18 protein-coding genes and 1 pseudogene are annotated in these 26461 nt (G+C 68.9%); 9 read left to right on the top strand and 10 right to left on the bottom strand.

Annotation, left to right across the window (positions count from 1 at the left end; translation table 11 throughout):
• From BDO18943_RS42715 to BDO18943_RS24510, 5 genes and pseudogenes are all read right to left on the bottom strand, one after another.
• A pseudogene (locus BDO18943_RS42715) lies at positions 1–144 on the bottom strand (MdtA/MuxA family multidrug efflux RND transporter periplasmic adaptor subunit); the annotation flags it as partial.
• A gap of 252 nt (positions 145–396) precedes the next feature.
• Positions 397–1221 (bottom strand): IclR family transcriptional regulator, encoded by an 825-nt coding sequence (locus tag BDO18943_RS24525; protein ID WP_175024396.1) that lies wholly within the window; start codon positions 1219–1221, stop codon positions 397–399.
• Positions 1222–1870: 649 nt separating this feature from the next.
• Positions 1871–3835, bottom strand: coding sequence for a PhoX family protein (locus BDO18943_RS24520; RefSeq protein ID WP_175024395.1), 1965 nt, complete (start codon positions 3833–3835; stop codon positions 1871–1873).
• Positions 3836–3994: 159 nt separating this feature from the next.
• Positions 3995–5188: an ammonium transporter gene (locus BDO18943_RS24515; RefSeq protein WP_175024394.1), complete on the bottom strand. Its 1194-nt coding sequence runs from the start codon at positions 5186–5188 to the stop codon at positions 3995–3997.
• 264 nt (positions 5189–5452) lie between these two features.
• Positions 5453–5788 (bottom strand): hypothetical protein, encoded by a 336-nt coding sequence (locus BDO18943_RS24510; protein ID WP_175024393.1) that lies wholly within the window; start codon positions 5786–5788, stop codon positions 5453–5455.
• Positions 5789–5979: 191 nt separating this feature from the next.
• On the opposite strand from BDO18943_RS24510, the gene BDO18943_RS24505 reads away from it, so the two are divergent.
• The 4 genes from BDO18943_RS24505 to BDO18943_RS24490 all read left to right on the top strand — a co-directional run bounded on the left by BDO18943_RS24505 (position 5980) and on the right by BDO18943_RS24490 (position 8443).
• Positions 5980–6408 carry a hypothetical protein gene (locus BDO18943_RS24505; RefSeq protein WP_043182108.1) on the top strand — a complete coding sequence of 143 codons (429 nt, stop codon included), beginning with the start codon at positions 5980–5982 and terminating at the stop codon, positions 6406–6408.
• Between the two features lie 90 nt (positions 6409–6498).
• Positions 6499–6954, top strand: coding sequence for an Rrf2 family transcriptional regulator (locus BDO18943_RS24500; RefSeq protein ID WP_043182110.1), 456 nt, complete (start codon positions 6499–6501; stop codon positions 6952–6954).
• Positions 6955–7083: 129 nt separating this feature from the next.
• Entirely contained in the window at positions 7084–7725 is a 642-nt protein-coding gene (locus BDO18943_RS24495; RefSeq protein WP_043182113.1) for an NAD(P)-dependent oxidoreductase, read from the top strand.
• A 247-nt stretch (positions 7726–7972) separates the two neighbouring features.
• A complete protein-coding gene (locus BDO18943_RS24490) occupies positions 7973–8443 on the top strand; it encodes an Lrp/AsnC family transcriptional regulator (RefSeq protein WP_011351482.1) in 471 nt (156 codons plus the stop codon).
• Positions 8444–8498: 55 nt separating this feature from the next.
• Here BDO18943_RS24490 and BDO18943_RS24485 read toward each other — a convergent pair whose 3' ends face one another.
• The 3 genes from BDO18943_RS24485 to BDO18943_RS24475 are packed head-to-tail and all read right to left on the bottom strand — an operon-like array spanning position 8499 to position 11998.
• Entirely contained in the window at positions 8499–9272 is a 774-nt protein-coding gene (locus tag BDO18943_RS24485) for an ABC transporter ATP-binding protein (RefSeq protein WP_175024392.1), read from the bottom strand.
• A gap of 4 nt (positions 9273–9276) precedes the next feature.
• Positions 9277–10965 (bottom strand): ABC transporter permease, encoded by a 1689-nt coding sequence (locus tag BDO18943_RS24480; RefSeq protein WP_175024391.1) that lies wholly within the window; start codon positions 10963–10965, stop codon positions 9277–9279.
• Positions 10955–11998 (bottom strand): Fe(3+) ABC transporter substrate-binding protein, encoded by a 1044-nt coding sequence (locus BDO18943_RS24475; RefSeq protein WP_175024390.1) that lies wholly within the window; start codon positions 11996–11998, stop codon positions 10955–10957. Before BDO18943_RS24475 ends, BDO18943_RS24480 begins: the two co-directional genes overlap by 11 nt.
• Positions 11999–12240: 242 nt before the next feature.
• Between BDO18943_RS24475 and BDO18943_RS24470 the strand changes: the two genes are divergently transcribed.
• Positions 12241–12402 carry a hypothetical protein gene (locus BDO18943_RS24470; protein WP_006476417.1) on the top strand — a complete coding sequence of 54 codons (162 nt, stop codon included), beginning with the start codon at positions 12241–12243 and terminating at the stop codon, positions 12400–12402.
• A gap of 147 nt (positions 12403–12549) precedes the next feature.
• On the opposite strand, the gene BDO18943_RS24465 is transcribed toward BDO18943_RS24470, so the two are convergent.
• Complete coding sequence (locus tag BDO18943_RS24465; protein WP_175024389.1) at positions 12550–13917, bottom strand: amino acid permease; 1368 nt, start codon at positions 13915–13917, stop codon at positions 12550–12552.
• 291 nt (positions 13918–14208) lie between these two features.
• Positions 14209–16500, bottom strand: a complete 2292-nt coding sequence (locus tag BDO18943_RS24460) for an FUSC family protein (RefSeq protein ID WP_175024388.1) — start codon at positions 16498–16500, stop codon at positions 14209–14211.
• A 182-nt stretch (positions 16501–16682) separates the two neighbouring features.
• Here BDO18943_RS24460 and recC point away from each other — a divergent pair, with 182 nt between their 5' ends.
• The 4 genes from recC to arfB are packed head-to-tail and all read left to right on the top strand — an operon-like array spanning position 16683 to position 26429.
• Entirely contained in the window at positions 16683–20021 is a 3339-nt protein-coding gene (recC, locus tag BDO18943_RS24455; RefSeq protein ID WP_175024387.1) for an exodeoxyribonuclease V subunit gamma, read from the top strand.
• The gene (gene recB, locus BDO18943_RS24450; RefSeq protein WP_175024386.1) at positions 20018–23728 is read left to right on the top strand and encodes an exodeoxyribonuclease V subunit beta; all 3711 of its coding nucleotides are present in this window, start codon (positions 20018–20020) and stop codon (positions 23726–23728) included. The genes recC and recB overlap by 4 nt, the downstream gene beginning before the upstream one ends.
• Positions 23725–26028, top strand: coding sequence for an AAA family ATPase (locus BDO18943_RS24445; protein ID WP_175024385.1), 2304 nt, complete (start codon positions 23725–23727; stop codon positions 26026–26028). The genes recB and BDO18943_RS24445 overlap by 4 nt, the downstream gene beginning before the upstream one ends.
• Complete coding sequence (gene arfB / locus BDO18943_RS24440) at positions 26025–26429, top strand: alternative ribosome rescue aminoacyl-tRNA hydrolase ArfB (protein WP_043182134.1); 405 nt, start codon at positions 26025–26027, stop codon at positions 26427–26429. The genes BDO18943_RS24445 and arfB overlap by 4 nt, the downstream gene beginning before the upstream one ends.
• Positions 26430–26461 lie beyond the last annotated feature (32 nt).

The raw sequence follows: 26461 nt of genomic DNA, 5'->3' as shown, positions 1-26461 counted from the left end.
CGTGCGGTTCCACGGGTGCCACCACAGCAGGCCGCCGATGACGACGACCGCGAGCGCGCCGGCCATCAGCGTGCGGCGCGGGCGCCGCGCGGCGGGGGACGCGGGGTCTTTCGAAGGAGGCGTGGGCTTTTGTTCGTTATCCATCGTGATCTGTCAGGAAGACGGCGCGGCGTGCCGGAAATCGGACTGCTGGGCTGCGCGTGGGCGAGCGGTGCCGGGAGGGGCGCCCGGCTCGGTCCGGGGCCCCGCCGGCCTGCGCGGGAAAAGAGCGGTGCGCACCGCGAATGCGGCGCGACGATGGGCATGATCCTACGTCCCGTCCCCGTTACAGTCCAGTGGTCTATCTTTCAACGGGTTACGGTCGTTACAGAACGCGACAGGACGATGACGAAACGATTACACGCTGATGCGCCGGGCCGGTGCGCCGCCGATTTCGCGGGTGATTTTCGCGATGCATTCGTGCAGTGCCGGCACCACGTGTTCGTGCAGCCATTCGGGCGGGCACTGGTGCGACGCGCCACCGCAGTTCACCGAATAGCGCTGGCCCGACGGGCCAACGAAACCGGCCGCGACGGCATTGAGGCCCTCGCGCCATTCGCCGATCGCGATCGCGTGGCCGTCGCGCATCGCGTCGTCCAGCGCGGGGTTCAGGCGTGCGGACACATGCGGCCAGTCGTCGCCTGCCGTGGTGCGCAGCGACTCGAGCAGCAGGCGGCGCTCGTCGTCCTCGAGTGCGGCGAGATAGGCACGGCCGACCGCGGTGCGCGCGATGTCCATCCGCGAGCCGATCTCGAGGCGCGTGACGAGCACGGCCGAGCGCGGCCGGATCACGTCGATCGCGACCATGTCGAGACGGTCGCGCACCGCGAGGTGCACGGACAGCGACGTGCGTTCGGCCAGCTCGATCATGAACGGCCGCGACCGCGCGCGGATGTCGAAGTTGCGCAGAAAGCCGTGGCTCAGTTCGAGCACCGACGCGGTGAGCACGAAGCGCTCGCTGTCGGGCAACTGGAACAGGAAGCCGGCGCTGACGAGTGTCGCGGTGATGCGCGACACGGTAGGCTTCGGGATGCCGGTCAGTTCGGTCAGCTCGCGGTTGCTGACGGGCGCGTCGGCTGCCGCGATGCGACGCAGCACGGCGAGGCCGCGGGCGAGGGCGGTGATCTCGTCGGGCGAGGATTCACGGTCCCGCGACGCGGGAGAGGTTACAGTTGTCGACACGAGGGATTCTCTCTATTTCCGAAACTCGATTTCAATTTTGTTGGTATTGTAGGACTATTGTCAAAAGATGCATGTTCTGCGGCTGAACCGGTCATTGGATGAGATTTTACGGGTTCACCCTTGGTTTATTAGGAAAACGCTCAAATGTGCGTTGCCAGAAAGTGCATGAACCGGTGCAAATACCGCTTGACTTGTCGGGCGGAAACGGAAAGAATGTCTCACGTTTTCGAAACATCGTTTCAAGAGTTTAACCGGCAACGATGTTTCGCGCAGTCTCTCAGGTTCTAGCACGGCCCTCGGAATGGCTAGAACTTTTTTAGCGCCACGGTCTCCGTGGCGCTTTTTTTTGCCCGTCTTTCCGCGCGTCCGCCCGGACGCGTCAGGCCCGTATTATCCCCCGATCGCTGAAAACCCCCGTTCGAACCCGTGCGGCGTCTGCTTGCGCCTGTTTGCGCGTACGCTTCGCGCGATGCGCGTGCGCAAAAAAAAGCGCGATGCCCGCATGGGGTATCGCGCATCAAACGGCGTGGAGCGCCGACGAATGATCGGTGATGAAGAAAGGGGCGCCCGGCTAAGGGGGGGGCGCGGCCAGGGACGCCCGGTTAGGCGCGCTCCTGGCGAGCGGGCCGGCCCGCCTCGCGTGGTCCGGTCAGGCCTTCGCGAGCTTGATGCTGGTCGGCTCGGCGGTCAGGTAGCCGACGCTGGCGCCGAAGCGGTCCTTGAAGTTCGCGCGCACGAGCGGATCGAGCGTCGGCTTGACCTTGTCGTGCAGCGGCGATTCCCAGTCGCCCGCGTGCTGGAAGTTGCTCATGATGTAGGTCCAGCCGTTGATCTCGTCGACCGCGTGCAGGCCAGTCGATTCGGCACCGGCCGGGCACGACAGCACGCGCACGAGCGACTTCGTGTCGACGTTGTAGGCCCACAGGAAGTTGTTCACGTGCATGCCCGAGTCTTCGCCGATGAAGAGCGTGCGCAACTTTTCGGAGAACTTCAGGTTGTCCGGGTTCGCGATCTTGTCCGGGTTCGCGAGGTTGCCGAGTCCGTCGGCCGCGGCGAGATCCTCGCCGACGAGCGCGGCCGGCGCGCCCATGTCGACCGGCACCCATTCGCTGTCGATCGCACTGCCCGTCGTGTCGCGCTGGCTGCCCTTCAGGTTCAGCGCATAGACGGCGCCCGCGGCGATCTTCTTGTCGACCGCGACGTCGCGCGACACCGCATTGCCCTTGACCATCGACGTTTCGATCCGCGACATCGCCGTGTAGACGATCTTGTCCTTCGCGTTCACGGTCGTGCCTTCGAGTTTCGTGAAGGCCATGCTGCCGCCGAGCAGCGCCGCGTAACGGTGCGTCTCGAGGAACGCGGCTGCCTTTTCCATCCCCGGCTTCACGCGCATCCAGTTGAACTTGCCGCCGAAGTGGATCTTCGCGTAGCTCGGATCGTTCGGGTCGGTGGTCGTCAGGTCCATGATGTCCGACGCCTTCAGCGTGTTCGCGAGCGCTTCGATCTCGCTGCTGGTCGCGTGGCCGATCTTGATCCACGTGAGCGTCGCCGTGCCCGCGCCGACGGACGACGTCTGCGTCCACTTCGCGACGTACAGCGTGCCGGCCGACAGGTCGGCCGCCTTGTCGGCGACGAACATGAACAGGCCGCCGTTGGTGGCGTCGTCACCCATCATCACGGTGCGCTGGTCCGGCATCACCTGGATCAGCTCGTGCGAGATGCGGCCGAGGCAGTAGTGCTTCTTCACGGTGCCCGTGCCGTCCGGATTCACGGTGATCTCGGGCAGGTGGCCGTAGTGGTAGGGATTCGCCTTCGTCTCGTCGCCGAACGTGTTCTTGCTGAACGCCTTGAACTGCGCGTCGGTCGCGATCTTCGTCGCGTCCGGCTCGTACTCTTCGCTCGACAGGTGCGTGCCCCACGGCGACAGGCTCGCGCCGCACGTGATCCACAGGCCGTGCGCCTTCGACGTGTCGACGTTGTGGTACTTGACGACCTTCAGCGCGCCATTGGCCGGATCCTGGTCGAGCGTCACCACCGCGATCGGCGACGGCAGCTGGCCGTACTGCGATGCGCTGGCCTGGTCGCGCGTCGTGTATTCGAACTGCACGACGGCGAACACCGTGTTGCCCTTCACGCCGGGCACGTTCGCGTTCTTCAGCGTCAGCAACGAGCTGCCGTCCGGGCAGTCGGAATAGAACTGGCGCTCCTTGCCGGCCACCGAGCGGTCGATGATCGGCTGGTTGTTGATGTCGTAGTAGCCGCCCGCGAGCGTCGTGCCGCCCTTGCCGTCCGGCACCATGTCGCCCGTCACGAAGAACGGCCGGTACGCCAGCTTGAAGTTGCGCGCCGAGCCGTCCGAGAACGACACCGACAGCGTCGAGCCGACCGTCGTCGTGGCCATCGCGGCCGCGTTGTCGAGCGAGGGCGCGGCCATTGCCGAGAACGTGGCCGACGTGTACGCGGCAGCGACCGGGGCCGGCGTCGATGCCGGATTGTCGTCGCCGCCGCAACCCGTCAGCAGGGCCGGCAGCGCGAGGCCGGAAAGGGGCAGCATCGGCGCGCCGGCGAGGATCTTCAGGGCCTGACGACGGGAAGCATTGGGCAACGCGGGCATGTGGAGTCCAGTTTCAGTTGTTGGAAGAATGGCCTTCGCGAAGCAGGCGGTCGGCAAGCTTGGCGAAGGCAAATTGAAAACTGGACGGAAGTGTAAGGATGCTCGATGAAAGTTTTTTGAATTGAAAACGTAATGATGTGTCGGGCGTTCGTCAGGCGCTCAATCGCGTTCGGGCGTCGCCGAGATGCGGTGGATCGACAGGTCCGCGCCGTCGAACTCGGCTTCGCGGTCGAGGCGCAGCCCGACGGTCGCTTTCAGTGCGCCGTAGACGAGCGTGCCGCCCGCGGTCGCGATCGCGATGCCGCCGAACGTGCCGATCAGCTGCGACATGAACGACACGCCGCCGAGCCCGCCGAGCGCGGGCAGGCCGAACACGCCGGCCGCGATGCCGCCGAGCGCGCCGCACATGCCGTGCAGCGGCCACACGCCGAGCACGTCGTCGATGCGCCACTTGTTCTGTACGCAGGTGAACATCGCGACGAACAGCGCGCCTGCGACGGCGCCGGTGACGAGCGCGCCGATCGGATGCATCACGTCGGAGCCCGCGCACACCGCGACGAGGCCGGCGAGCGGCCCGTTGTAGGTGAAGCCCGGGTCGTTGCGGCCGGCCATCCACGCGGCGAGCGTGCCGCCGACCATCGCCATCAGCGAGTTCACGGCGACGAGGCCGCTGATCTTGTCGAGCGTCTGCGCGCTCATCACGTTGAAGCCGAACCAGCCGACCGCGAGCACCCACGCGCCGAGCGCGAGGAACGGGATGTTCGACGGCGGGTGCGCGGCGATCCGGCCGTCCTTCGCGTAGCGGCCGTGGCGCGCGCCGAGCAGCAGCACGGCCGGCAGCGCGACCCAGCCGCCGAATGCGTGCACGACGACGGAGCCCGCGAAATCGTGGAACGGCGCACCGAACGCGTGCGTGAGCCAGGCCTGCACGCCGAAACGTTCGTTCCATGCGATCCCTTCGAAGAACGGATAGATGAAGCCGACGATGATCAGTGTCGCGACGAGCTGCGGATTGAACTTCGCGCGCTCGGCGATGCCGCCGGACACGATCGCGGGGATCGCCGCCGCGAAGGTCAGCAGGAAGAAGAAGCGCACGAGCGCGTAGCCGCTGTGCTGTGACAGCGTGCCAATGTCGTCGAAGAACTCGACGCCGTACGCGATCGTGTAGCCGATGAAGAAATACGCGAGCGTCGACACCGAGAAATCGACCAGGATCTTTACGAGCGCGTTGACCTGGTTTTTCTTGCGGACCGTGCCGAGTTCGAGAAATGCAAAGCCCGCGTGCATCGCGAGCACCATGACGGCGCCGATCAACAGGAACAGTGTGTCGACGCCGGATTTCAGACCATCCATGCCGTGGCTTCCTTGCGCAAAAAACGGGCAAGGAACGCAAGTATCGAGCCAACTTGGTGAACGGCTGCGTGGAGTTGGTGCTCGAACACCGCGTGGTGCGGCATTCCGGTGAATCATGCACGGGAAGGGGGCGCGGGCGGCACGGGGCCGGTGTGATGCCGGGTGCACGCGTGTGGTGCGGCGGGTGCGGAACTGGTGCGTGTGACGTGCCGATTGGTGCGGTGTGGTGCGCGATGGTGCGTCGCGGCGCACCGTTCCGGCGCGTCAGCGGCGCGTGAACAGCGTGGGCGGCCGGCGCAGCCGCAGCGCGCACACCGACCAGTGGACGGCGACGGTTGTGAGCCCGAGCGCGGCAAACGCGAGCGCCGCGAAGCCCGCAAGCGACTGGCTGTCGCCGTCGGGGCCGAGGATGCCTCGCACGACGATCAGCGCGGCCGTCCAGAAGCCGATCACGGCCTGCGTGAGCAGGCGCGCGGACGCGACGCGGCGCGGGCGCCCGGAATCGGCAAGACGGCGCGCCGACCACGGGCGCAGGCACAGGAACAGGGTGGCGGCGAGCAGTACGGCCAGGGCGATGAGCCAGTCGACGAGAAAATCCATGAAAAAGGGGGCACTTCCGTAGCAGGTTGAGGCCTGCCCACTTTAGTGTTCTCGCGTGTGCGATTGAATCAGACGAGTCCTAAATTGAAAGCTATTTTTAATGGCGGGGCGTGATTGGCCGTGTTCCACAGGCGGTATCATCGACGTCGGTCCAACCATGAGGCCGCGCGACGCGCGGCCGGAGATTGCAGATGAACATGAAGACATCGCGGGCGCGTCGCGTGCCCGGGTCCGTCCTGGCGGCCGTGGCCGCCGGTGCGCTGTTGTTGCTCGCGGGCTGCGAGAAGTCCGGTGCGCCGGTCACGCAACCCGATACGGCCGCGAGCGCGGCCGCCGATGCCGCGAACAATGCGGCCAAGGCGCTCGACCAGGTAGCGAGCACGGTCAACCAGCAGATCAATGCCGCGAAGGCCGGCATCGCGTCCGCGGCGTCGGCCGTGCCGCCGCTGTCCGCGAGCGGCCTCGCTTCGGCCGCGCAGGCGCAGATCGATGCGGCCGCTTCCGCGGTCGTCGCGCATGCGGCTTCCGAAGCCGGCGCGCAGATCGCGCAAGCCGGCAAGAAGCTCCAGCAGTGGAGCCAGCAGAACGCGTCGGGCGCCAAGCCCGCGAGCGGAGAGTGACGCGGGCTTGCATGATCCGCAAAATGTAATTATGATGGTTACACATGTCGCCGGCTGCGGGATGGGCCGGCGTCGTCAAGTGAGTGAGGAATGAATACCAGCAGCCGGTTCGCGTTTGCCGTCCACGTGCTTGCCTTGCTGTCGATGCAGGAAGGCGCGCCGCTGTCGTCCGACATCATCGCGGGCAGCGTGAACACGAATCCGGCGTTGATTCGCCGGTTGCTGTCGATGCTGGCCGCCGCCGGGCTGACCACGTCGCAACTGGGCGCGGGCGGCGGTGCGCTGCTGGCGCGCGAGCCCGGCGCGATCACGCTGCTCGACGTGTATCGCGCGGTCGACGATGCGCAACTGTTCGCGCTGCACCGTGAGGCGCCGAATCCCGCGTGTCTCGTCGGGCGGCACATCCAGGGCGCGCTGATCGACTACATCGGCGACGCGCAGCGGGCGATGGAAGCATCGCTTGGCACGCGCACGCTGGCCGACGTCACGGCCGACGTGCTGGATCTGGAGCAGCGCACGCAACAGGCGGCGCGTGCCGGCGGGTGACCGGCGGCAGGGCAGGAAGCCGGGCGGCGCGACAGGCGCGGCGGCCGGTGCAACGGGGGCTATGCCCCGTTTTTTTCGGTCTTATCTGTAATTAACTGTGTTACATATTTTTCTGACTGGAGAATCGATATGACGCAACGTACTTTGAATATCGCGCTGTTTGGCGCCACTGGCACGATCGGCTCGCGCATCGCTGCAGAAGCCGCACGACGCGGCCATCGCGTGACCGCGCTGTCGCGCCATCCCGGTGCGGCCGGCGACGGCATCACCGCGAAGGCGGCCGACCTGTTCGACGCCGCCAGCATCGCGGCCGCGCTGCCGGGCCATGACGTCGTCGCGAGCGCGTACGGTCCGAAGCAGGACGATGCGGCGAAGGTCGTCGCGGCCGCGAAGGCGCTGGTCGCCGGCACGCGGCAGGCGGGGCTGAAGCGGCTCGTGGTGGTGGGCGGCGCCGGTTCGCTCGAAGTCGCGCCCGGCAAGCAGCTCGTCGACAGCGAAGGTTTCCCGGAAGCGTACAAGGCGGTCGCGCTCGCGCACCGCGATGCATTCGACTACCTGCAGACGGTCGGCGATCTCGACTGGACGTTCTTCGCGCCCGCTGCGCTGATCGCCCCGGGTGAGCGGACGGGTACGTTCCGCACGGGTGCCGGCAAGCTGATCGCGGACGCGCAAGGCAACAGCAAGATCTCGGCGGAAGACTATGCGATCGCGTTCGTCGACGCGCTCGAGCAAGGCAGCTTCGTGCGCGAGATCGCGACGGTCGCGTATTGAGCGGCGTGCCGGCCGGCGGCGCGTGCGCGCCGGGCCGGCCGTGACAGGCAGGAACGCCAGGCGATTCCACCCTGATGGGCGGGATCGCCTGTTTCATTTGGCGCGTGCCGCGTGCCGGCGGATCCGTTCATGCGATGCGCGTACCGGATCGGTATTTATACCGGTCGACGCGGCGCAGCGGTTTTCATATTGTTCCCCGTTGGGAAGGATGCATAGAATAAATTTCTATCTACGAGGGACTGGAGAAATGGACGCCATCGATCGCAAGCTGCTGGAGCTCTTGCAGGCGGATGCCACGCTACCGATCGCGGAACTGGCGCAGCGCGTGAACTTGTCGCAGACGCCGTGCTGGAAGCGCGTGCAGCGGCTCAAGGAAACCGGCGCGATTCGCGCGCAGGTTGCGCTATGCGATCCGCGCAAGCTCGGGGTCGGCACGACCGTGTTCGTCGCGATCCGCACGAACCAGCACACCGAGGAATGGGCGCAGCGTTTCACGCAGGCCGTGCGCGACATGCCGGAAGTGGTCGAGGTGTACCGGATGAGCGGCGAGACCGACTATCTGCTGCGCGTCGTGGTGGCCGGCATCGACGATTACGACCGCGTCTACAAGCAGCTGATTCGCGCGGTGCCGCTGTTCGACGTCAGCTCGTCGTTCGCGATGGAGCAGATCAAGTATTCGACCGCGCTGCCCGTGCGTGATCTTGCCGAGCCGGCATAACGCGGCAAGGAAACGCGGCAATGAAGCGACGCGGGCGCACATCGCACCCGCGGGTTCAGCGGCCGCGCGCCAGTGCGCGCGCGCGTTCGTCGGCCAGTGCGTCGCGGCGCACGAAATCCGCGACGAACGGGCTGGCCGGATGGTGATGCAGTGCGTACGGCGTATCCCATTGCGCGAGCTGGCCGTCCTTCATCACGCCGATCCGGTCGGCGATTGCAAACGCTTCGGCCTGGTTGTGCGTGACGAGGATCGCGGTGTGGCCCGTGCGTTTCAGGATGTCGCGCAGCTCGAACGCAAGCCGCTCGCGCGTATCGACATCGAGATTCGAGAACGGCTCGTCGAGCAGCAGCAGTTCCGGCGACGGCGCGAGCGCTCGCGCGAGTGCGACGCGCTGTTGCTGGCCGCCCGACAGTTCGTGCGGATACGCACCGCCGGAATCGGCGAGGCCGACGAGTTCGAGCATTTCCGCGGCGCGCATGCGACGTTCGGCCTTCGGCATGCGCCGCAGGCCGAACGCGACGTTGTCCGCCGCGCTCAGGTGCGGGAACAGCGCGTAGTCCTGGAACATCATGCCGATGCGGCGCCGCTCGGGCGGCACGTCGAGCGACGGCGCCGCGACGGGCGTGCCGTCCAGCACGATGCGTCCCATGCGCACCGGTTCGAAGCCGGCGATCGCGCGCAGCACGGTGGTCTTGCCGCAGCCCGACGCGCCGAGCAGGCAGCCGATGTCGCCGCGCGGCAGCGCGAGGCTCAGCCCGTCGACCACGGTGCGGCGGCCGTGCGGCGTGTCGTAGGCGAGGCAGAGGTCATCGAGTTCGAGCAGGTTCACGGTGTCAGGCTCCGATCTTGTGGCGGGTGCGGGCGAGCAGGATCACGGGCACGAGCCCGGCCAGCACGATCGCGAGCGCGGCGACCGCGCCTTCCTCATAGGTGCCGCGCGCGGCTTCCGCATACAGCCAGGTCGCGAGCGTGTCGAAGTTCAGCGGACGCAGCAGCAGCGTCGCCGGCAATTCCTTCATCGCGTCGACGAACACCAGCAGCGCGCTCGTCGTGAGCGCGGGCCGCAGCAGCGGCAGGTGCACGCGGCGCAGCGTGCCGCCGGCCGTCTCGCCGAGCGAGCGCGCCGCCTGTTCGAGCGACGGCGGGATCCGCGCGAGGCCGGCCTCGATGCTGCCCGCCGGGATCGCGAGAAAGCGCACGGTATAGGCGATCACGAGCGCGGCCGCCGAGCCCATCAGCAACAGCCCGTCACGGCCGAGCGCCGCGCCGAATAGCCGGTCGGCCGCCGCGAACGGGATCAGCAGGCCGATCGCGAGCACAGTGCCCGGCACCGCATAGCCGAGGCTCGCGATGCTTGCGCACACGCGGGCCGGGCCGGCGCGGGCGCTGTCGCGTTGCGCGCGTGCGGCCCACGCGACGATGAGCCCGCACGCGACAGTCGCGACGGTGGCGGCGGTGGCGATCGCCAGCGTGTTCGCGAGCCCCGTCATCAGTTGTGCGGACACGCCGCCGACGAGATGCAGCCGCTTGGCCGTCTCGACCGCGAGGTATGCGGCCGGCGCGCCGAAGCCGAGCAGCACGGGCAGCCAGCCCAGCACGGCGGCGCCGAATGCAGCCGCGCCCGTCAGGCGGCGCGGCGCGATCGGCCGCATGCGCCGGCCATGCGCGTAGCGCTGCCGACGGCGCCCGTAGCGTTCGAGCACGATCATGCCGACGACGATCGCGAGCATCGCGAGCGCGATCTGGGCGGCGCCGGCAAGATCGGAGCGCGTGATCCAGGTCGTATAGACGGACACGGTCAGCGTCTGCACGCCGAGGAATTCCGATGCGCCGATATCGTTCAGCGTTTCGAGCAGCGCGAGGCTCACGCCGACCGCGATCGCGGGCCGCGCGAGCGGCACGACGACGCGCCAGAACGTGGCGATCCGTCCCGCGCCGAGCGTGCGCGCGGCTTCGAGCAGGCTCGCGGACTGCGTGACGAACATCGCGCGCGTACTCAAGTAAACATAGGGATACAGCACGAAGCCGAGCACGAAGATCGCGCCGGGCAGCGAGCGCAGGTCGGGCAGGCGGAACTGGCGCGGGCTGTCGAAGCCGAGCAGCCAGCGGATCGCGCCTTGTACCGGGCCGATCGGGTGCAGCAGGTCGAGATACGCGAACGCGACGATGTAGGTGGGCACCGCGAGCGGCAGCAGCAGTGCCCACGTCAGCATCCGGCGGCCGGGAAAGTCGTACGCGGTGACGAGCCACGCGCAGCCGGTGCCGACGATCGACACGATCGCGCCGACCCCGGCGAGCAGCAGCAGCGTATTGACGAGCGCTTGCGGCAGCACGAATTCGGCGAGATGCCGCCAGTGCGCGAGATCGGCGTCGAACGCGGCCGCCACGAGCACCGCAAGCGGCGCCGCGACCGCCGCGGCGATCGCCAGCGCCGCGCTCAGCCACAGGCTGCCCGCGCGCGGCAGCAGGCGCGGCTGGCATGACGCGCGGCGCGCGCCGGCGGTCGTGGTGTCAGTTGTCAAAACCGACCTTGTCGACGAGCTGGCTCGCCTGCTTGCGATGTTTCGCGATGTCCGCCAGCGGCAGCGGATCGACCTTCAGCGTGCCGAAGCTGGCGATCACCGGGTCCAGCTTCACGTTCGCGCGCACCGGGTATTCGTAGTTCGCCTGCGCATACAGCGCCTGCGCTTCCGGCGACACGAGGTATTCGAGCAGCTTCACCGCGTTGGCCTTGTGCGGCGCGTGCTTCGCGACCGTCGCGCCGCTGATGTTGACGTGCGTGCCGCCGCTCTTCGCGTTCGCGAACGTCGGCCGCACGACCTTGATCGCGTCGCCCCACTTGCGCGCGTCGCTGCCGGGCTCCGCGTTCTTCATGTGACCGACGTAGTACGCGTTCGCGAGGCCGACGTCGCAGATGCCGCCGAGGATGTCGCGTGCGACGTCGCGGTCGCCGCCCGTCGCCTTGCGCGCGAGGTTCGCCTTCACGCCGCGCAGCCACTTCTCGGTCGCCGCTTCGCCGTCGTGCGCGATCATCGCCGCGACGAGCGCCGTGTTGTACGGATGCTGGCCCGAACGGATGCAGACCTTGCCCTTCCATTTCGGATCGGCGAGATCCTCATAGCGGAACGTATCGACCTTCAGGTCCTTCTCGACGTACAGCACGCGGTCGCGCAGCGACAGCGCGTACCAGTCGCCGTTCGCGCCGCGCAGGTTCGCGGGAATCGCGTCGTCGAGCGCCTTCGAGCGCACCGGTTGCGTGAGTCCGCCGTCGACGAGATCGAGCAGGTTGCCGACGTCGACCGTCATCAGCACGTCGGCCGGCGACTGCGCGCCTTCCGCCTTCACGCGCTCGAGCAGGCCGTCCTTCACGAACACCGTGTTGACCTTGACGCCGCTCTGCTTCGTGAACGCGTCGATGAGCGGCTGGATCAGCTTCGGTTCGCGGGTGGTGTACAGGCTCACTTCCTCGGCGGCCTGGGCCAGCGGCGCGAAAGCGGCGGCGGCAAGGGCGAGGGCGCCGGCAAGCGGCAGCAGGCGGGTGCGCGGATTCGACATGGAGACTCCGGAGGGGCAGGTGGACGAAGGGAGCGTTCCGGGGCGCGCCTGCCGCCCGAGCGACCCGAAACATTACAAAGTGAAAGATTCTGAATTCTAGATCGAAATGGGAACGATTATCAAATGAAAGCTTGCGGCGGGCGGGGAGAGGCGGGGGAGGGGGATAGGCAACGGCGCGTCGCAGCGGGCGCGCAAGCGCGTAGAATGCCCGCTTCGATGAATTTGACGGAGTCGCCCCGACCATGAACGATCAGCGCAAGAAGAACCCTGTCCGCAACGTGAGCATCCTGATCGTCGTGGCCGTGCTGCTCGTGATCGGGACGATCCTGTACAACGCGATTTCGCAGAAGCACGCGTACGACGAGGCCCATCCGGCCGAGGCCGCGAGCGCGGCGTCGCACTGACGTGCCGATGTGCGGCCCGCGGGCCGCGCACGTGGTGGGGATGTGAAGGGGATGAATCCCCGGCTGTTGCGGCGGCGGATGCCGCGCGGAGCCGGGGAAGAAGCGGGCGCCTGAATGGGCGCACCGCGTATGCAGGTCAGTCGTGCGTCAACGTGACGCAGGTGCGAATTTCGGGCGGATCCGTGCGTAGAACACGACCGCGAGCAGCACGAGCCAGGCCGCGCCGACATACAGCGCGACGCGTGTGTCTTCGAACCAGCCGAGCATCACGATCACGAAGCCCATGAACGCGATCGTCAGGGCCGGCGCGACCGGCCACAACGGCACCTTGAACTTCAGCGCCGCGACTTCGGCGTTCGACAGCCGGCGACGCATCGCAACCTGCGACAGCAGGATCATCAGCCACACCCACACGGTGGCGAACGTCGCGATCGCCGCGACCATCAGGAACACGTCCTTCGGCATCAGGTAGTTGAGCAGCACGCCGACGAGCAGCGCGGCTGCCATCACGACCACTGTGACCCAGGGCACGCCTTGCCGCGACGTCGTCATCAGCACGCGCGGCGCCTGGCCCTGGCGCGCCATCCCGAACATCATCCGGCCCGCGCCGAAGATGTCGCTGTTGATCGCGGAGATCGCCGCGCTGATCACGACGAGGTTGAGGATCGTCGCGGCCGACTTCACGCCGAGCGCCGAGAAGATCTGCACGAACGGGCTGCCGTCGCCGCCGACACCCGTCCACGGGCTGATCGACATCAGCACGACCATCGTCAACACGTAGAACAGCAGGATGCGCGCGGGCACCGCGTTGATCGCGCGCGGAATCACGCGTTCCGGATCCTTCGCCTCGCCGGCGCTCATCCCGATCACCTCGATCCCGCCGTACGCGAAGATCACGACCGACAGCGACGCGATCAGCCCGCCGACGCCGTTCGGCAGGAAGCCGCCGTGGTTCCACAGGTTCGCGAACGTCGGCACGTCGGCCGAGTGGCCGAAGTGCATGCCGGTCAGCAGGATCGCGACACCGCCGCCGATCATCGCGACGATCGCACCGACCTTGATGATCGACAGCCAGAACTCGAGCTCGCCGAACACCTTCACGTGGCACAGGTTCAGCCCGCAGATGATCGTGACGACGCCGAGCACCCAGATCCATTGCGGGACACCGGGAAACCAGAAGCCCATGTAGATGCCGAACGCGGTGATGTCGGCGATCGCGACGATCACCATTTCGAGCGTGTAGGTCCAGCCGGTGACGAATCCGGCGAACGGGCCGAGGTTCTCGGTCGCGTAGTGGCCGAACGAGCCGGCGACGGGTTCGCGCACGGCCATCTCGCCGAGCGCGCGCATCACCATGTAGACGGCCGCGCCGCCCAGGATGTACGCCAGGATCACGGCCGGGCCCGCGAGCTGGATCGCGGACGCCGAACCGTAGAACAGGCCCGTGCCGATCGCCGAACCCAGCGCGAGAAAGCGGATATGCCGCGCGCTCAGGTGGCGCTGCAAGTTTTTCATCGAGTCTCCGATATCGTTATGCGACGGACCGGGCAAGCGGGGCCGATCCGATTGGCTCAAGTTGTCTATACAACTTGAATGTGAACGAATGATAACAAGCCGGGCCGGGTGACCGGAATCGGGTATTCCCTGACTGGCGCGACGGGCGCAATAGGGGGCTGGGCGGTCGCGCAGCGAGGGCGCAGGCCGCGTGGAGCGTGCGGGTCATGCTTTCGGGGATCGCTGAGTCGGGGAGCGCCGGGGCCGATCCGAGGCGTGCGCGGGTCGGCCACCGGCGGGGTAACGCCGCGGTCAGGCGGGCAGGCGGATCACGCTCGCATCCTTGCGGATCAGCAGCGAAGACGCAAGCATCTGCTTGCATTGGTGCGCGAGCACCTTCAGGTCGTGCGTGAGCTCGGCACCCACCGCATCGGATTTCTCCGCGGACACGACCATCGCATCGAGGTCGCGCGTGATCTGCTTCGACGCGTCGAGCTGATCGGCGGGCGGCGGCTCGCCGGCCTCGGCCTTCTCGAGATTGTCGAGCACCGCGGCGAGGCCGCGATGCAGCGCATCGTCGTGGAGGATGCTGCCGTCGGCTGCGCAGGCCGTGCGGATCAGCGGCGCGGCGGCCGTGATCTGCGCGCCGAGCACGTGGGTCTGCACGAGCAGGTCGTTCAGTTCGGGCACGAAGCGCTGGTGCGCCTTCGGCTCGATCATCATCCGCTGGAATGCCTGCCCGAGATTCGCGAACGCGATGTGCACATCCTTGCGCGCGAGGCGGTAGCGGTAGTCGTCGTCGAGCGTCGTGGCGGGTGTCTCGATGGCCGCGGCGACGACCGGCACCACGGCCGCGCCGTCGGCGGCCGGCACCGGCGGCGGCGACATGCCGCGCCCGGCGCGCCACACGGCTTCGAAATACTTGCGGGTGGCGGTGAGCATGTCGGCGACCTGCTTGCCCATCAGCCGGTATTCCCAGTACGGGAACAGCCGGCTCGCGGCGATCGCGATCATGCAGCCGACCACGGTGTCGATCGCGCGCTCGCCGATGATCCGCATGCTGCCCGGCGCGAGCAGGTGGAACATCAGCAGCACGTACGACGACGTGAACACGACGCTCGCCGCGTAGTTGAACAGCAGCAGGCTGTAGCTCATCACCATCGACCCGAACATGATCGCGATCAGCAGGTGCGGCTCCTTCACCGTGTAGATCAGCGCGATGCTCGCCGCGCAGCCGATCAGCGTGCCGATGATCCGCTGCGCGTTGCGCTGCTTGGTGAGCGAGTAGCCGGGCTTCAGGATGATGATGGTCGTCATCACGATCCAGTACGCGTTCGTGAGCGGCAGCAGGCGGCCGAGCCAGAAACCGACCGCCACCGCGATCGTCACGCGCAGTGCGTGGCGAAAGCTCGGCGAGCGCATGTTCAGGTTCGAGAAGATCAGCAGCGGCGACATCCGGCGGCGCTGCAGGAAGCGCGTGAGCGCCTTGTCGATCTTCAGTTCGGTTTGCTGCGGATCGGCGTGGCCCGACAGGTTGCGGCGCATCCGGTCGATCAGGCGCGTCGCGCTCCAGATGCGCCGGAACGTGGCGAGCACGGCCGCATACGCCTCCGCGTTGGTGGCCGCGAAGTTCTTCTTGCGCATCAGCTCGATCTCGTACTCGATCGCGCGCAGTTCGGCCTTCACACTGATCCGCGAATGCGGCGCGCGGTTCTCGAGCACCGCGAGGCCGATCTCCTCGAGATCGGCGGCTGCCTTGCAGATCAGGTCGCGGTAGAAAATGATCAGGTCGGACCCGCCGAACGTATTGCGCACCAGCGGGTAGTCGGTGTGCGCACCGACGAACAGCTCGTGCAGGTCGACGCTGTTGATGAACAGGTTGTACATCGTCGTGCGGCCGGGGTCGAGCTTGCCGCGCCGCAGCTTCGGCAGGTTGCGCAGCACGATGTCGCGCGCGGTTTCCTGCGTTTCGACCGCGGTGATCTGCCGGGCGACGAGATTGCGGTAGCACTCGTCGAGATCGGCATCGAGATCGTAGAACTGCGCGCGCGCGAGCAGGTAGTCCGCGCAGGCGAACAGGCTCTCGGCGAGTGCCTGCTGCTCGATCCGGCGCGCCTGCCATTGCGACACGAGCGTGGCCCAGTACGTGTACCAGAGGCCGCCGGCGAGAATCCAGCCGGCGTTGATGAACGCCTGCAGCGGCGTGAACTTCTCCTCGAGCGTCATCACCATCATGAACAGCGTCGCGAAGCTGATCTGCGGCCAACGGTTGCCGTACACGACGATCAGCGACAGCACGAAGGTGAGCGGCACGATGGTGAGCCACAGCACGAAGATGTTCGGTGTCGCGAGGCCGGTCGCGAGCGCGGCCAGAAAACCGATCACGCTGCAAGCGAGCATTTCGTTGTGCTTGTACTTGAGCGGGCCCGGCATGTCGACGACGCAGGCGCCGAGCGCGCCCGTCGAGATCGTGAAGCCGAGCTCCCGGTTGTGAAACACGATCAGGCACAGCACGGCCGGCAGCGAGACGCCGACCGCGATCCGCAGGCCGCCGAAAAAGTACTGACTGTAGAAAAACTTTCTGATTTCGACCGAATAGCGCATCGATGGGCTGAATGGCAGACGAAGACGCCCGGGGGCGGCATCTTGACTGGCGACGAGTCTATCGTATTTCGCGGTCCGCAAAACCTGGCTTTCCGGACGAGGTCCGCTGCGACGGTCCATTTGCTATCCTTGGTGATCCTGTTCGCCCGGCTGGCCCGGCGCGACGTACCGACTCCCGCTTCATGCTCCATCTCTTCTATTCGAACCGTCACGAAACGCTGGCTGACGCGCTGCTCGAGGATCTGGCCGCGTTCCCGGCCAGCAATGGCCCGTGGGCGCAGCAACAGGTCATCGTGCCGAGCGCGGCGCTGCGCCGCCGTCTCGAGCTCGACATCGCCGGGCGCAACGGCGTGTGCGCGAACGTCGAGTTCACGTATCTCGCGCAATGGCTGTGGGCACAGATCGGCCGTGTGCTGACGGTGCCCGCGCGTTCTCCGTTCGCACCCGATCGCCTCGTATGGCGCTGCTACCGGCTGTTTGCGCAGGCGTCCGACGGTGCGCCGTGGCTCGCGTCGCCGCGGCTGGCCGCATATTTGTCCGCGTCCGACGATGCGATGCGTTACGAGCTTGCGCACCGCGTCGCGGCCGTGCTCGATCATTACCTGACCTATCGCCCCGAATGGCTGGCTGCGTGGCAGGCCGGCGAATCCGTGCTCGCGGGCGACGGTGCGCCGCGCGGCGTCAGCGACGCCGCACGCGACGACGAGCGCTGGCAGGCCGCGCTGTGGCGCGCGCTGCTCGCCGAACTGAGCGACAGCGGCACGCCGCCCGCGCACCGCTTCCTCGTCGAAGCGCGCCATCTCGATGCCGACGCGGTTGCGCGCGCCGACTGGCCCGAATCGGTCAGCGTGTTCGCGCTGCCGACGATGCCGCCGCTGCATGTCGCGCTGCTGCGCGAGCTGTCGCGCTGGATCGACGTGCGCGTCTATGCGTTGAACCCGTGCCGCGAATTCTGGTTCGACATCGTGACCGCCGCGCATGCCGAGGCGCTCGATGCGGCCGGGCGGCTCGACTACCAGGAAGTCGGCCATCCGCTGCTCGCGGAATGGGGCAGGCAGACCCAGGCGCAGCTGCACATGCTGCAGGAACTGACTGAAAGCGCCGCGTCGGGCGACGCGTCGCGTTTCGTCGAGAATCCCGCGCCGACGTGGCTCGCGCGCGTGCAGAACGCGATCCTCGACCTGCAGCCGGAGGCCGAAGCCGGCGATGCACCGGCCGAGCGCGGGATCGAGGTGCACGTGTGCCACAGCCTTGCTCGCCAGCTCGAGGTGCTGCACGACCGGCTGCTCGCGTGGTTCGACGCCGACGCGAGCCTGCAGCCGTCCGACGTGCTCGTCGCGGTGGCCGATCTCGCGGCGGCCGGGCCGTTGATCGACGCCGTGTTCGGCACGGCCGGCGCCGGCGGCGCGCGTGTGCCTTACCGGATTACCGGCCTGCCGCCGTCGCAGGCGAACCCGGTCGCGCGTGTGCTGCTCGACTGGCTCGCGTTGCCGGAGCGGCAGGTCGGCGCGCCCGAGCTGGTCGAATGGCTGCGCGTCGACGCGGTGGCGGCACGCTATGGTATCGATGCGGCGGCGCTGGAGACGGTGCAGACCTGGCTCGCGGCCGCCGGCGCGCGGCGTGGGCTGTCGCCGCTCGCGAGCGACGACGCGGCCGTGCCGTCGCCGCGCCATACGTTCTCCGATGCGCTCGCGCGGCTCTTTCTCGGTTATGCGATGCCGGAAGGCGCGGCGCCGGTCGGCGCGTGGCTGCCGATCGAGGCGGCCACCGGCAGCGAGGCCGAACTGCTCGGCCGGCTCGCGCGCTTCACCGACGATCTCGACGGCTTCGCGCGGCGGCTGGCCGAGTCGCATCCGCCGCAAGGATGGAGCGAACTGTTCGCCGACACGCTCGCACGTTTCTTCGATTCGGGCGCCGCGTATGCGGATGCGCTCGCGGGCGTGCGCGATGCGCTCGACGCGATGCTGGCCGCGATGACGGAGGGGGCGCCCGACGAAGCGTTGCCGGCGGCGGTCGTCCGGGCCGGGCTGGCCGCCGCGCTCGACGATCCGGCGCGCGGCGGGGTGCCGTGGGGCGGCGTCACGTTCTCGTCGCTGACGAGCCTGCGCGGCTTGCCGTATCGCGTCGTCTGCCTGCTCGGGATGGACGATGGCGTGCTGCCGAGTCTCGCGCGCGCGGACGAATTCGACCTGATGGCCGTGTTGCCGAAGCTCGGCGACCGCCAGCGCCGCGACGACGAGCGCAACCTGTTTCTCGACCTGCTGCTCGCCGCGCGCGACCGGTTGCTGGTTGCCTATACGGGCCGCAGCATTCGCGACAACGCCCCGTTGCCGCCCGCGGCACTCGTCGACGAACTGCTCGACCATCTCGCGCTCGTCACGGCCGGGCCCGACGCCGCACCGGACGCGGTCGAGGCCGCGCGGCGCGCATTCGTCGTCGAGCATCCGCTGCAACCGTTCGCGGCTGCGTATTTCCAGCCCGGCAGCGAACTCGTTTCCTATGACGCCGAGCGTGCGACGCTCGCGACGCTGCTGGCCGCCGAGGCGTCGCGCGACGGGCCGCGCGAGCGGCCGTTCTTTGCGCAGCCGCTGCCGGCCGAACCGGTCGAGCCGGTTGCATTCACCGAATTCGAACGTTTCTGGCGGCATCCCGCGCGTGCGCTGCTGCGCGCGCGGCTCGGCATCGTGCTCGCCGACGCGCAGGCCGAACTGCTCGACACCGAGCCGTTCGCGCTCGACTTCGCCGGCAGCGATGCGCTCGCCGAGCGCGTGCTGCCGCTGCTGATCGAATCGGACGAGGGCGGCGTGCACGATCATGCGCTGCGCATTGCGGACGCGAGCCCCGAACTGCCGGGCGGCGCGACGGGCGCCGTGTGGCGCGACCAGGCGCTCGGCTCGATGACGCAGCTTGCGTCGAACGTGCGCCGCGCGCTGGCCGACGGGATGGAGCGGCGGCCGTTCTCGCTCACCGTGGTGCCCGCCTGGCCCGACACGGAGCAGGCGCTGTTCGGCGCCGACGACGCGCTGTTGTCGGGCGACGCGGTGAGTGCGCCGCTCGAACTGCACGGCACGCTGAACCGGCTCACGCCAGCCGGGCAGATCATCTACCGCTATGCGCGGCCGAGCGCGCGCGACTACCTGTCTGCGTGGCTCGCGCACCTCGTCTACTGCGCGATCGAGCCGGGCGGCCCGCGCCGCACGCTGTGGTTCGGTAGCGGCGGCGCATTCGAGCTGACGCCCGTCGCGGCGCCGCTGGAGCGGCTCGCGCCGCTTGCCGCGCTGTTTCGCGCGGGGCGGCGCATGCCGCTGCGGTTTTTCCCGCGCAGCGCGTGGGCGAGGGTGTCCGACGGCGAAGCCAAGGCCGCGAGCGTGTGGATCAACGAGCGCGTCGTGAGCGAGGCCGACGATCCGGCCATCGCGATCGCGTGGCGCGGTGCGCATGCGTCGCTCGACGAGCCGTTCGGCACGCTCGCGCGGCTCGTGTTCGATCCGCTCGTCGAACATCTGAAGGAGGTCGCATGAGCGCCGTATCTCAGCCGAAGCAGGCGCTCGAACTCGACGTGTTCGCGTGTCCGCTCGACGGCGTCAACCAGATCGAGGCGTCGGCCGGCACCGGCAAGACGTGGAACATCTGCGCGCTGTACGTGCGCCTGCTGCTCGAAAAGGATCTCGGCGCGGACGAAATCCTCGTCGTGACCTTCACGAAAGCGGCGACCGCCGAGCTGCATGAGCGGATTCGCGGCCGGCTCGCGCAGCTCGCGCATGCGCTCGACACGGGTGACGACGGTGGCGATCCGTTCATCGAACGCCTGCTCGAAACCACCCTCGGCGAAGACGGCGCGCTCGAGCCGGAAACGGCCGCGAAGCGGATCCGGCGCGCGCTGCGCGCGTTCGACCAGGCCGCGATTCATACGATCCACGCGTTCTGCCAGCGCGCGCTGCAGGAAGCGCCATTTGCGGCCGCGATGCCGTTCGCGTTCGACATGGAGGCCGACGACGCATCGCTGCGCTTCGAACTGGCCGCGGATTTCTGGCGCACGCGCGTCGAACCGGCGGCCGCGCGCTGGCCGGGCTTCGCGACCTGGCTCGTCGAATCGGGCGCCGGCCCGGCCGCGCTCGATGCGCAGCTCGCGCGCCGGCTGAAGAAGCCGCTCGCCGCGCTGCGCTGGGACGGCGTGACCGAGCCGGACGAATCGGCCGAGGCCGCCGCGGCCGAATGCTTCGCCGAGGCCGCGCGGATGTGGGCCGCCGAGCGCGAAGCGATCGATGCGTTGCTGCGCGTCGCGCAGCCTGCGCTCAACCAGCGCTCGCACAAACCCGAGGCAGTTGCCGATGCGCTGGCTGCATGGGCCGCGCATTTCGCGCAGGGCGACGCGACGGCCGCGCTGCCGAAGGCCGCGCTGAAGCTCACGCGCACCGCGCTCGTGAAGGCCACGAAAAAAGGCGGCGTGACACCCGAACATGCATTCTTCGACGTGGCCGACGCGCTCGAAGCGGCCGTGGCGGCGGCCGAGGCCGCGCAGCGCGCGCGCTGGCTCGCGCTGATCGCCGAATGGCTCGACATGGCGCCGGGCGAGCTGGCCGAGCGCAAGCGCACGCGGCGCGTCGTCTCGTTCGACGATCTGCTCGCGAACCTGTACCACGCGCTGCATGCGCATCCGTGGCTGGCCGAGACGTTGCGCGCGCGCTATCCCGCCGCGCTGATCGACGAGTTCCAGGATACCGACCCGCTGCAGTTCGCGATCTTCGACCGGATCTTCGCGCCGGGCGGCCCGCTGTTTCTCGTCGGCGATCCGAAGCAGGCGATCTACAGCTTTCGCGCGGCCGATCTGCATACCTATCTTGCCGCGCGCGCACGGGCGAGCGCGTGCTACACGCTCGCGGTCAACCAGCGCTCGACGCCCGCGATCGTCGATGCGTGCAACCGCTTCTTCATGTCGAATCCGCGCGCATTCGTGCTCGACGGGCTCGACTACTACGCGGTGCGTGCCGGCACGCGCGTGCGTGCGCCGTTCGTCGACGCAACCGATCCGGGTCCGGCCGGCGATTTCCGGGTGTGGGCGTTGCCGGGCGGAGAAGGCACGCTGCTCAAGCGCGACGCTCAGGCGCAGGCCGCCCAGGCCTGCGCGGCCGAGATCGCGCGGCTGATGCGCGGCGCGCGCGAAGGGCGCGTGCGGCTCGGCGAGACGCCGCTGTCGCCAGGCGACATCGCGGTGCTCGTGCAGACGCACCGGCAGGGCAGTCTCGTGAAGCGCGTGCTGGCCACGTGGGGTATCGGCAGCGTCGAACTGGCACAGGCCTCGGTGTTCTCGACCGGCGACGCCGAGCAGCTCGAACGCGTGCTGGCGGCGATCGACGCGCCGGGCGACCTGCGGCGTCTGCGTGCGGCACTCGCATCCGACTGGTTCGGCCTCGACGCCGGCGCGCTGTGGCGGATGGAGCAAGGCGACGGCGATGCGCAACGTGAAGCATCAGCGGCCGACAGCGCCGACGCGATGAGCTGGGTCGAGCGCTTCTCGCGGTACCGGCTGTTGTGGCGCGAACGCGGCTTCGCGGTGATGTGGCGCACGTTCACGCGCGAGCTGCGGATTGCCGAGCGGCTGATGGCCGGTGCGGACGGCGAGCGTCGCGTGACCGACATCAACCATCTGGCCGAACTGACGCAGGCACGCGCGTCCGCACAGCCGGGCATCGCACCGACGCTGCGCTGGCTCGCCGCGCAACGGCTCGACGGTGGCGGCGAGGAAGCGCAGCTGCGGCTCGAATCCGATCGCAACCTCGTGCAGATCGTCACCGTGCACAAGTCGAAAGGCCTCGAATACGCGATCGTGTTCTGTCCGTTCCTGAACGACGGCGGATTGCGCGAGCCACCCGCGTCCGCGCTGCCCGATGCGCGCGAATATCACGACGACGCGGGCGACGCGGTGCTGCATTACGGGTGCGACGACGAGGCGGCCGCGCACGCGGCGCGGCAGGCGTTGCGCGAGCAGGCCGCGGAACGCGCGCGGCTCGTCTACGTGGCGCTGACGCGCGCGGTCTATCGCTGCTACGTCGTCGCCGGGCCGTATCTGTCGTCGCGCTCGACGCGCGAAGCGCGGCGCAGCGTGCTCAACTGGCTCGTCGCGGGCGCCAGCCAGTCGTTCGATGCCTGGCTCGACGAGCCGCCCGACGAAGCCGCGCTCGATACGGCGTGGCACGCGTTGGCGGGCGGCCCCGTGAGCGTCGCGCCGCTGCCGGCGCCGGCACGACCCGAGCGTCTCGCGGCCGGGCACGACGCGTCGCAGACGCTCGCGGCACGCCATGCGACGCGCGTGCTGCGCGATGCGTGGCGGATGGCCAGCTTCAGCTCGCTGACCGCGTCGATGGCGCGCGAGGAGGCGGGCGTCGCGGCCGTGCCTGACGACGAACTGCGGCCCGATCACGATGCGCTCGCCGCGGTCGCGCCGGATGGCGAGTGGCTATTGGCCGATACGGTCGCACCCGAACCGCCCGACGACGACATCCTCGTGTTCCCGCGCGGCGCGGCGGCCGGCGAGTGCCTGCACCGCCTGTTCGAACTCAGCCGCTTCACGGAGCCCGAGTCGTGGCCCAGGGCCGCGCTCGGCGCGCTGCACGACCGGCCGGTCGAGGCCGAGCCCGAACTCGCGACGCGCCTGCCGGCGATGATGGTGCAGCTGGTCGCCGATGTCGTCAGCACCGAGCTCGTGCCGGGCATGCGGCTCGCCGATCTCGATCCGGCGAAGCGGCTCGACGAAATGGGTTTCCTGTTCCCGGCGCCGTCGCTCGACCTGATGGCGCTGCGTCGCCTGCTGGTCGCGCACGGCTACCCGGACGTTGCACTGGAGGCGGGCCTGCTCGCCGGTTTCATCAAGGGTTTCATCGACATGATCGTCGAACACGACGGCCGCTTCTGGATCGTCGACTGGAAGTCGAACCATCTCGGCACGACGCCGGACGCCTACGGCCCGCGCGCGCTCGACGTCGCGATGGCCGATCACGCGTATCACCTGCAGGCGCTGCTCTATACGGTCGCACTGCATCGCTATTTGCGCGGGCGGTTGCCCGATTACGACTACGACACGCATATCGCGGGCTACCTGTACCTGTTCGTGCGCGGCGTGCGGCCCGGTTGGCGCAGCAGCGGCGAGCCGGCCGGCGTGCATGCGCGGCGGCCCGCGCGTGCGCTCGTCGACGCACTCGACCGGATGATGGAAGGGGGCCGCGCATGAACGCATCCGACGATACGCTCGAATTTACCGGCGGCCTCGTCGCGCGGCTGCCCGAACCCGCCGATTTCGGCATCGCGCTCGCGGAAGGCTTTGCGCGCCGCATCGGCGACCTTTCTCGCCGTGCCGGTGCGCCGGCCGTGGCCGCGCGCTGGGCGGCGCGCGCCGCGTTCGCGACGAGCCGTGCGACTGCGGGCGGCCACGTGTGCGTCGCGCTCGGCGCGCTCGCGCAGCGCTACGAAGCGCCGCTCGACGAAGTCCGCGCGGTGCTTGCCGCGAGCGGCGTGGTCGCGTTCGGCACGCTCGCGCGCGGCGACGAGCGGCCGCTGATCGTCGACCGCCACGACCACCTGTACCTGTCGCGCTATTTCGACTACGAACGGCGGCTTGCCGATGCGCTCGTCGCGCAGGCCGGTGTGGCGGCGCCGGACGAAGGTCTTGCGCCTGACCGGTTGCGCGACAGCCTCGCGCGTTACTTTGGGCCGGCAACCGGCGAAGTCGACTGGCAGCGTGTCGCGGCGATCGTCGCGCTGACGGGGCGCGTGACGATCGTCAGCGGCGGCCCGGGCACGGGCAAGACGACGACGGTCGTCGGCGTGCTGGCCTGTCTGCTCGACGCGCACCCGGGGCTGCGCGTCGCGCTGGCCGCGCCGACCGGCAAGGCCGCGCAGCGGATGCAGGAAGCGCTGCATGCACGGGCCGGCGACTTGCCGCCGGAACTTGCGGCGCGCCTGCCCGATACGTCGTACACGCTGCACCGGCTGTTGGGTGGCGGTGGGGCGGCCGGCTTCCGGCATCATCGCGACAACCCGCTGCCGTATGACCTGATCGTCGTCGACGAGGCGTCGATGATCGACGTCGCGCTCGCCGCGCATCTGCTCGACGCGCTCGCGCCGGGCGCACGGCTCGTGCTGCTCGGTGACAAGGACCAACTGGCCGCGGTCGAGGCCGGCGCCGTGTTCGCAGAGTTGAGCGCGCGGCCGGCATTTACCGCTGCGGCGCGCACCCGCATCGCGCGGGCGCTCGGCATCGACGAGGCAGCATTCGTCGCGGCGTTGCCGGTGCCGGACGAAGTCGCGACCGCAGCCGTTCCCGCCGCGCATCCGGTTTCCGCCGCGGCACGAGCCCCGGCGCCGCCATCGGCGCCTGCGGCTGCTGCGATACGCAAACCCGCGTCGCGACGGAAAGCGGATGAACGACAGGCATCGCTCTTCGACGACGAACCGCAGGCTGACGAAGTTGCGCCGACCAACGTCGCGCCGCCGCCGGCCGCAGCGCCGGTTCTGACCGAAACCGGTGAAGCGGGCGAAGCAGGCGAGGCCCCCGCGTGGATCGAGGTCGACGAACTCGCGTGGCTCGACGCCGTCGAATTGCCGCCGTTCGACGCAGGCGACGCCGCGCTTGCGTCGGTCACGTCGATACCGCCGGGCGAACCCGCCGCCGCGCCCGCCGCGCCCGCACCGGCACCGCTCGCCGACTGCGTGGTCTGGCTCGAACGCAATTACCGCTTCGGCCTCGATTCGCCGATCGGGCGGCTGTCGCTCGCGATCCGCAGCGGCGACGTGCAGGCCGCGCTCGACGCGCTGCCCGCCGACGATTCGGCCGCCGCGTCGTTCCACGACGATGCGGGCGAGTCGCTCGCGTCGTCGACGGTCGAGCGGCTCGCGCGGCGCTTCGGTGCTTACCTCGACGCATTGCGCGACGCGCTGGCGGCGCCGGTACCCGATCCGCTGCCGCTGTTCGACGCGCTCAACCGGTTCCGGATCCTGTGCGCGACCCGCAGCGGCTTGCGCGGCGCGGAGCACGTCAATGCGCTCGTGGCCGCGCACGTGCGCCACGCGGCGCGCGTGCCGCTCGCGGTCGGCGCGCACTGGTTCACGGGGCGGCCGATCATGGTGACGCGCAACGACTATGCGCTCGGGTTGTTCAACGGCGATATCGGCATTGCGCTGCCCGACGCGCACGGCGTGCTGCGCGTGTGGTTCAGGCGCGCGGACGGCACCGCGCGGGCGGTGTCGCCGGCCGCACTGCCGCCGCACGAAACGGCGTTCGCGCTGACGGTCCACAAATCGCAGGGCTCGGAATTCGACGAGGCGGCGCTCGTGCTGCCGGCATCGTTCGGCCGCGTGCTCACGCGCGAACTCGTCTATACGGCCGTCACGCGTGCGCGCACGCGCGTGCAGGTGATCGGGCCGCGGCGCGTGCTGGCGCAGGCGGTCGCGACGCGCACGCAGCGCGATTCGGGGCTCGCGGCACGCGTCGACGAGGCGCTTGCACGGCGCAGCGGGGAGACTTCGCGATGATGATCCGCTATACGCTCGATCCGGCCGAAGTCGAATGGACGGCCATGCGCGCGCAGGGCGCGGGCGGGCAGAACGTGAACAAGGTGTCGAGCGCGATCCACCTGCGCTTCGATATCCGGGCGTCGTCGTTGCCGCCCGTCATCAAGGAGCGGCTGCTCGCGCTGTCCGACCAGCGCATCACGCGCGACGGCATCGTCGTGATCAAGTCGCAGGAATACCGCACCCAGGAGAAGAACCGCGAGGCCGCGCTGGCGCGCCTCGATGCGTTGATCGGTGGCGTCGCGTACACGCCGCGCGCACGGGTCGCCACGCGGCCGACGCGTGCGTCGAAGGAGCGGCGGCTCGAGCACAAGTCGCGCCGCAGCGTGGTGAAGTCGGGAAGAGGGAAGGTGATCGACTGACGAATCGATGAGCGAACGAACGATGCGTGCGA

It is taken from the genome of Burkholderia aenigmatica (assembly GCF_902499175.1).
GTDB lineage: Bacteria > Pseudomonadota > Gammaproteobacteria > Burkholderiales > Burkholderiaceae > Burkholderia > Burkholderia aenigmatica.
The sequence above is the reverse complement of the archived record's forward strand: the minus strand, read 5'-3'. Positions and strand labels throughout refer to the sequence as shown.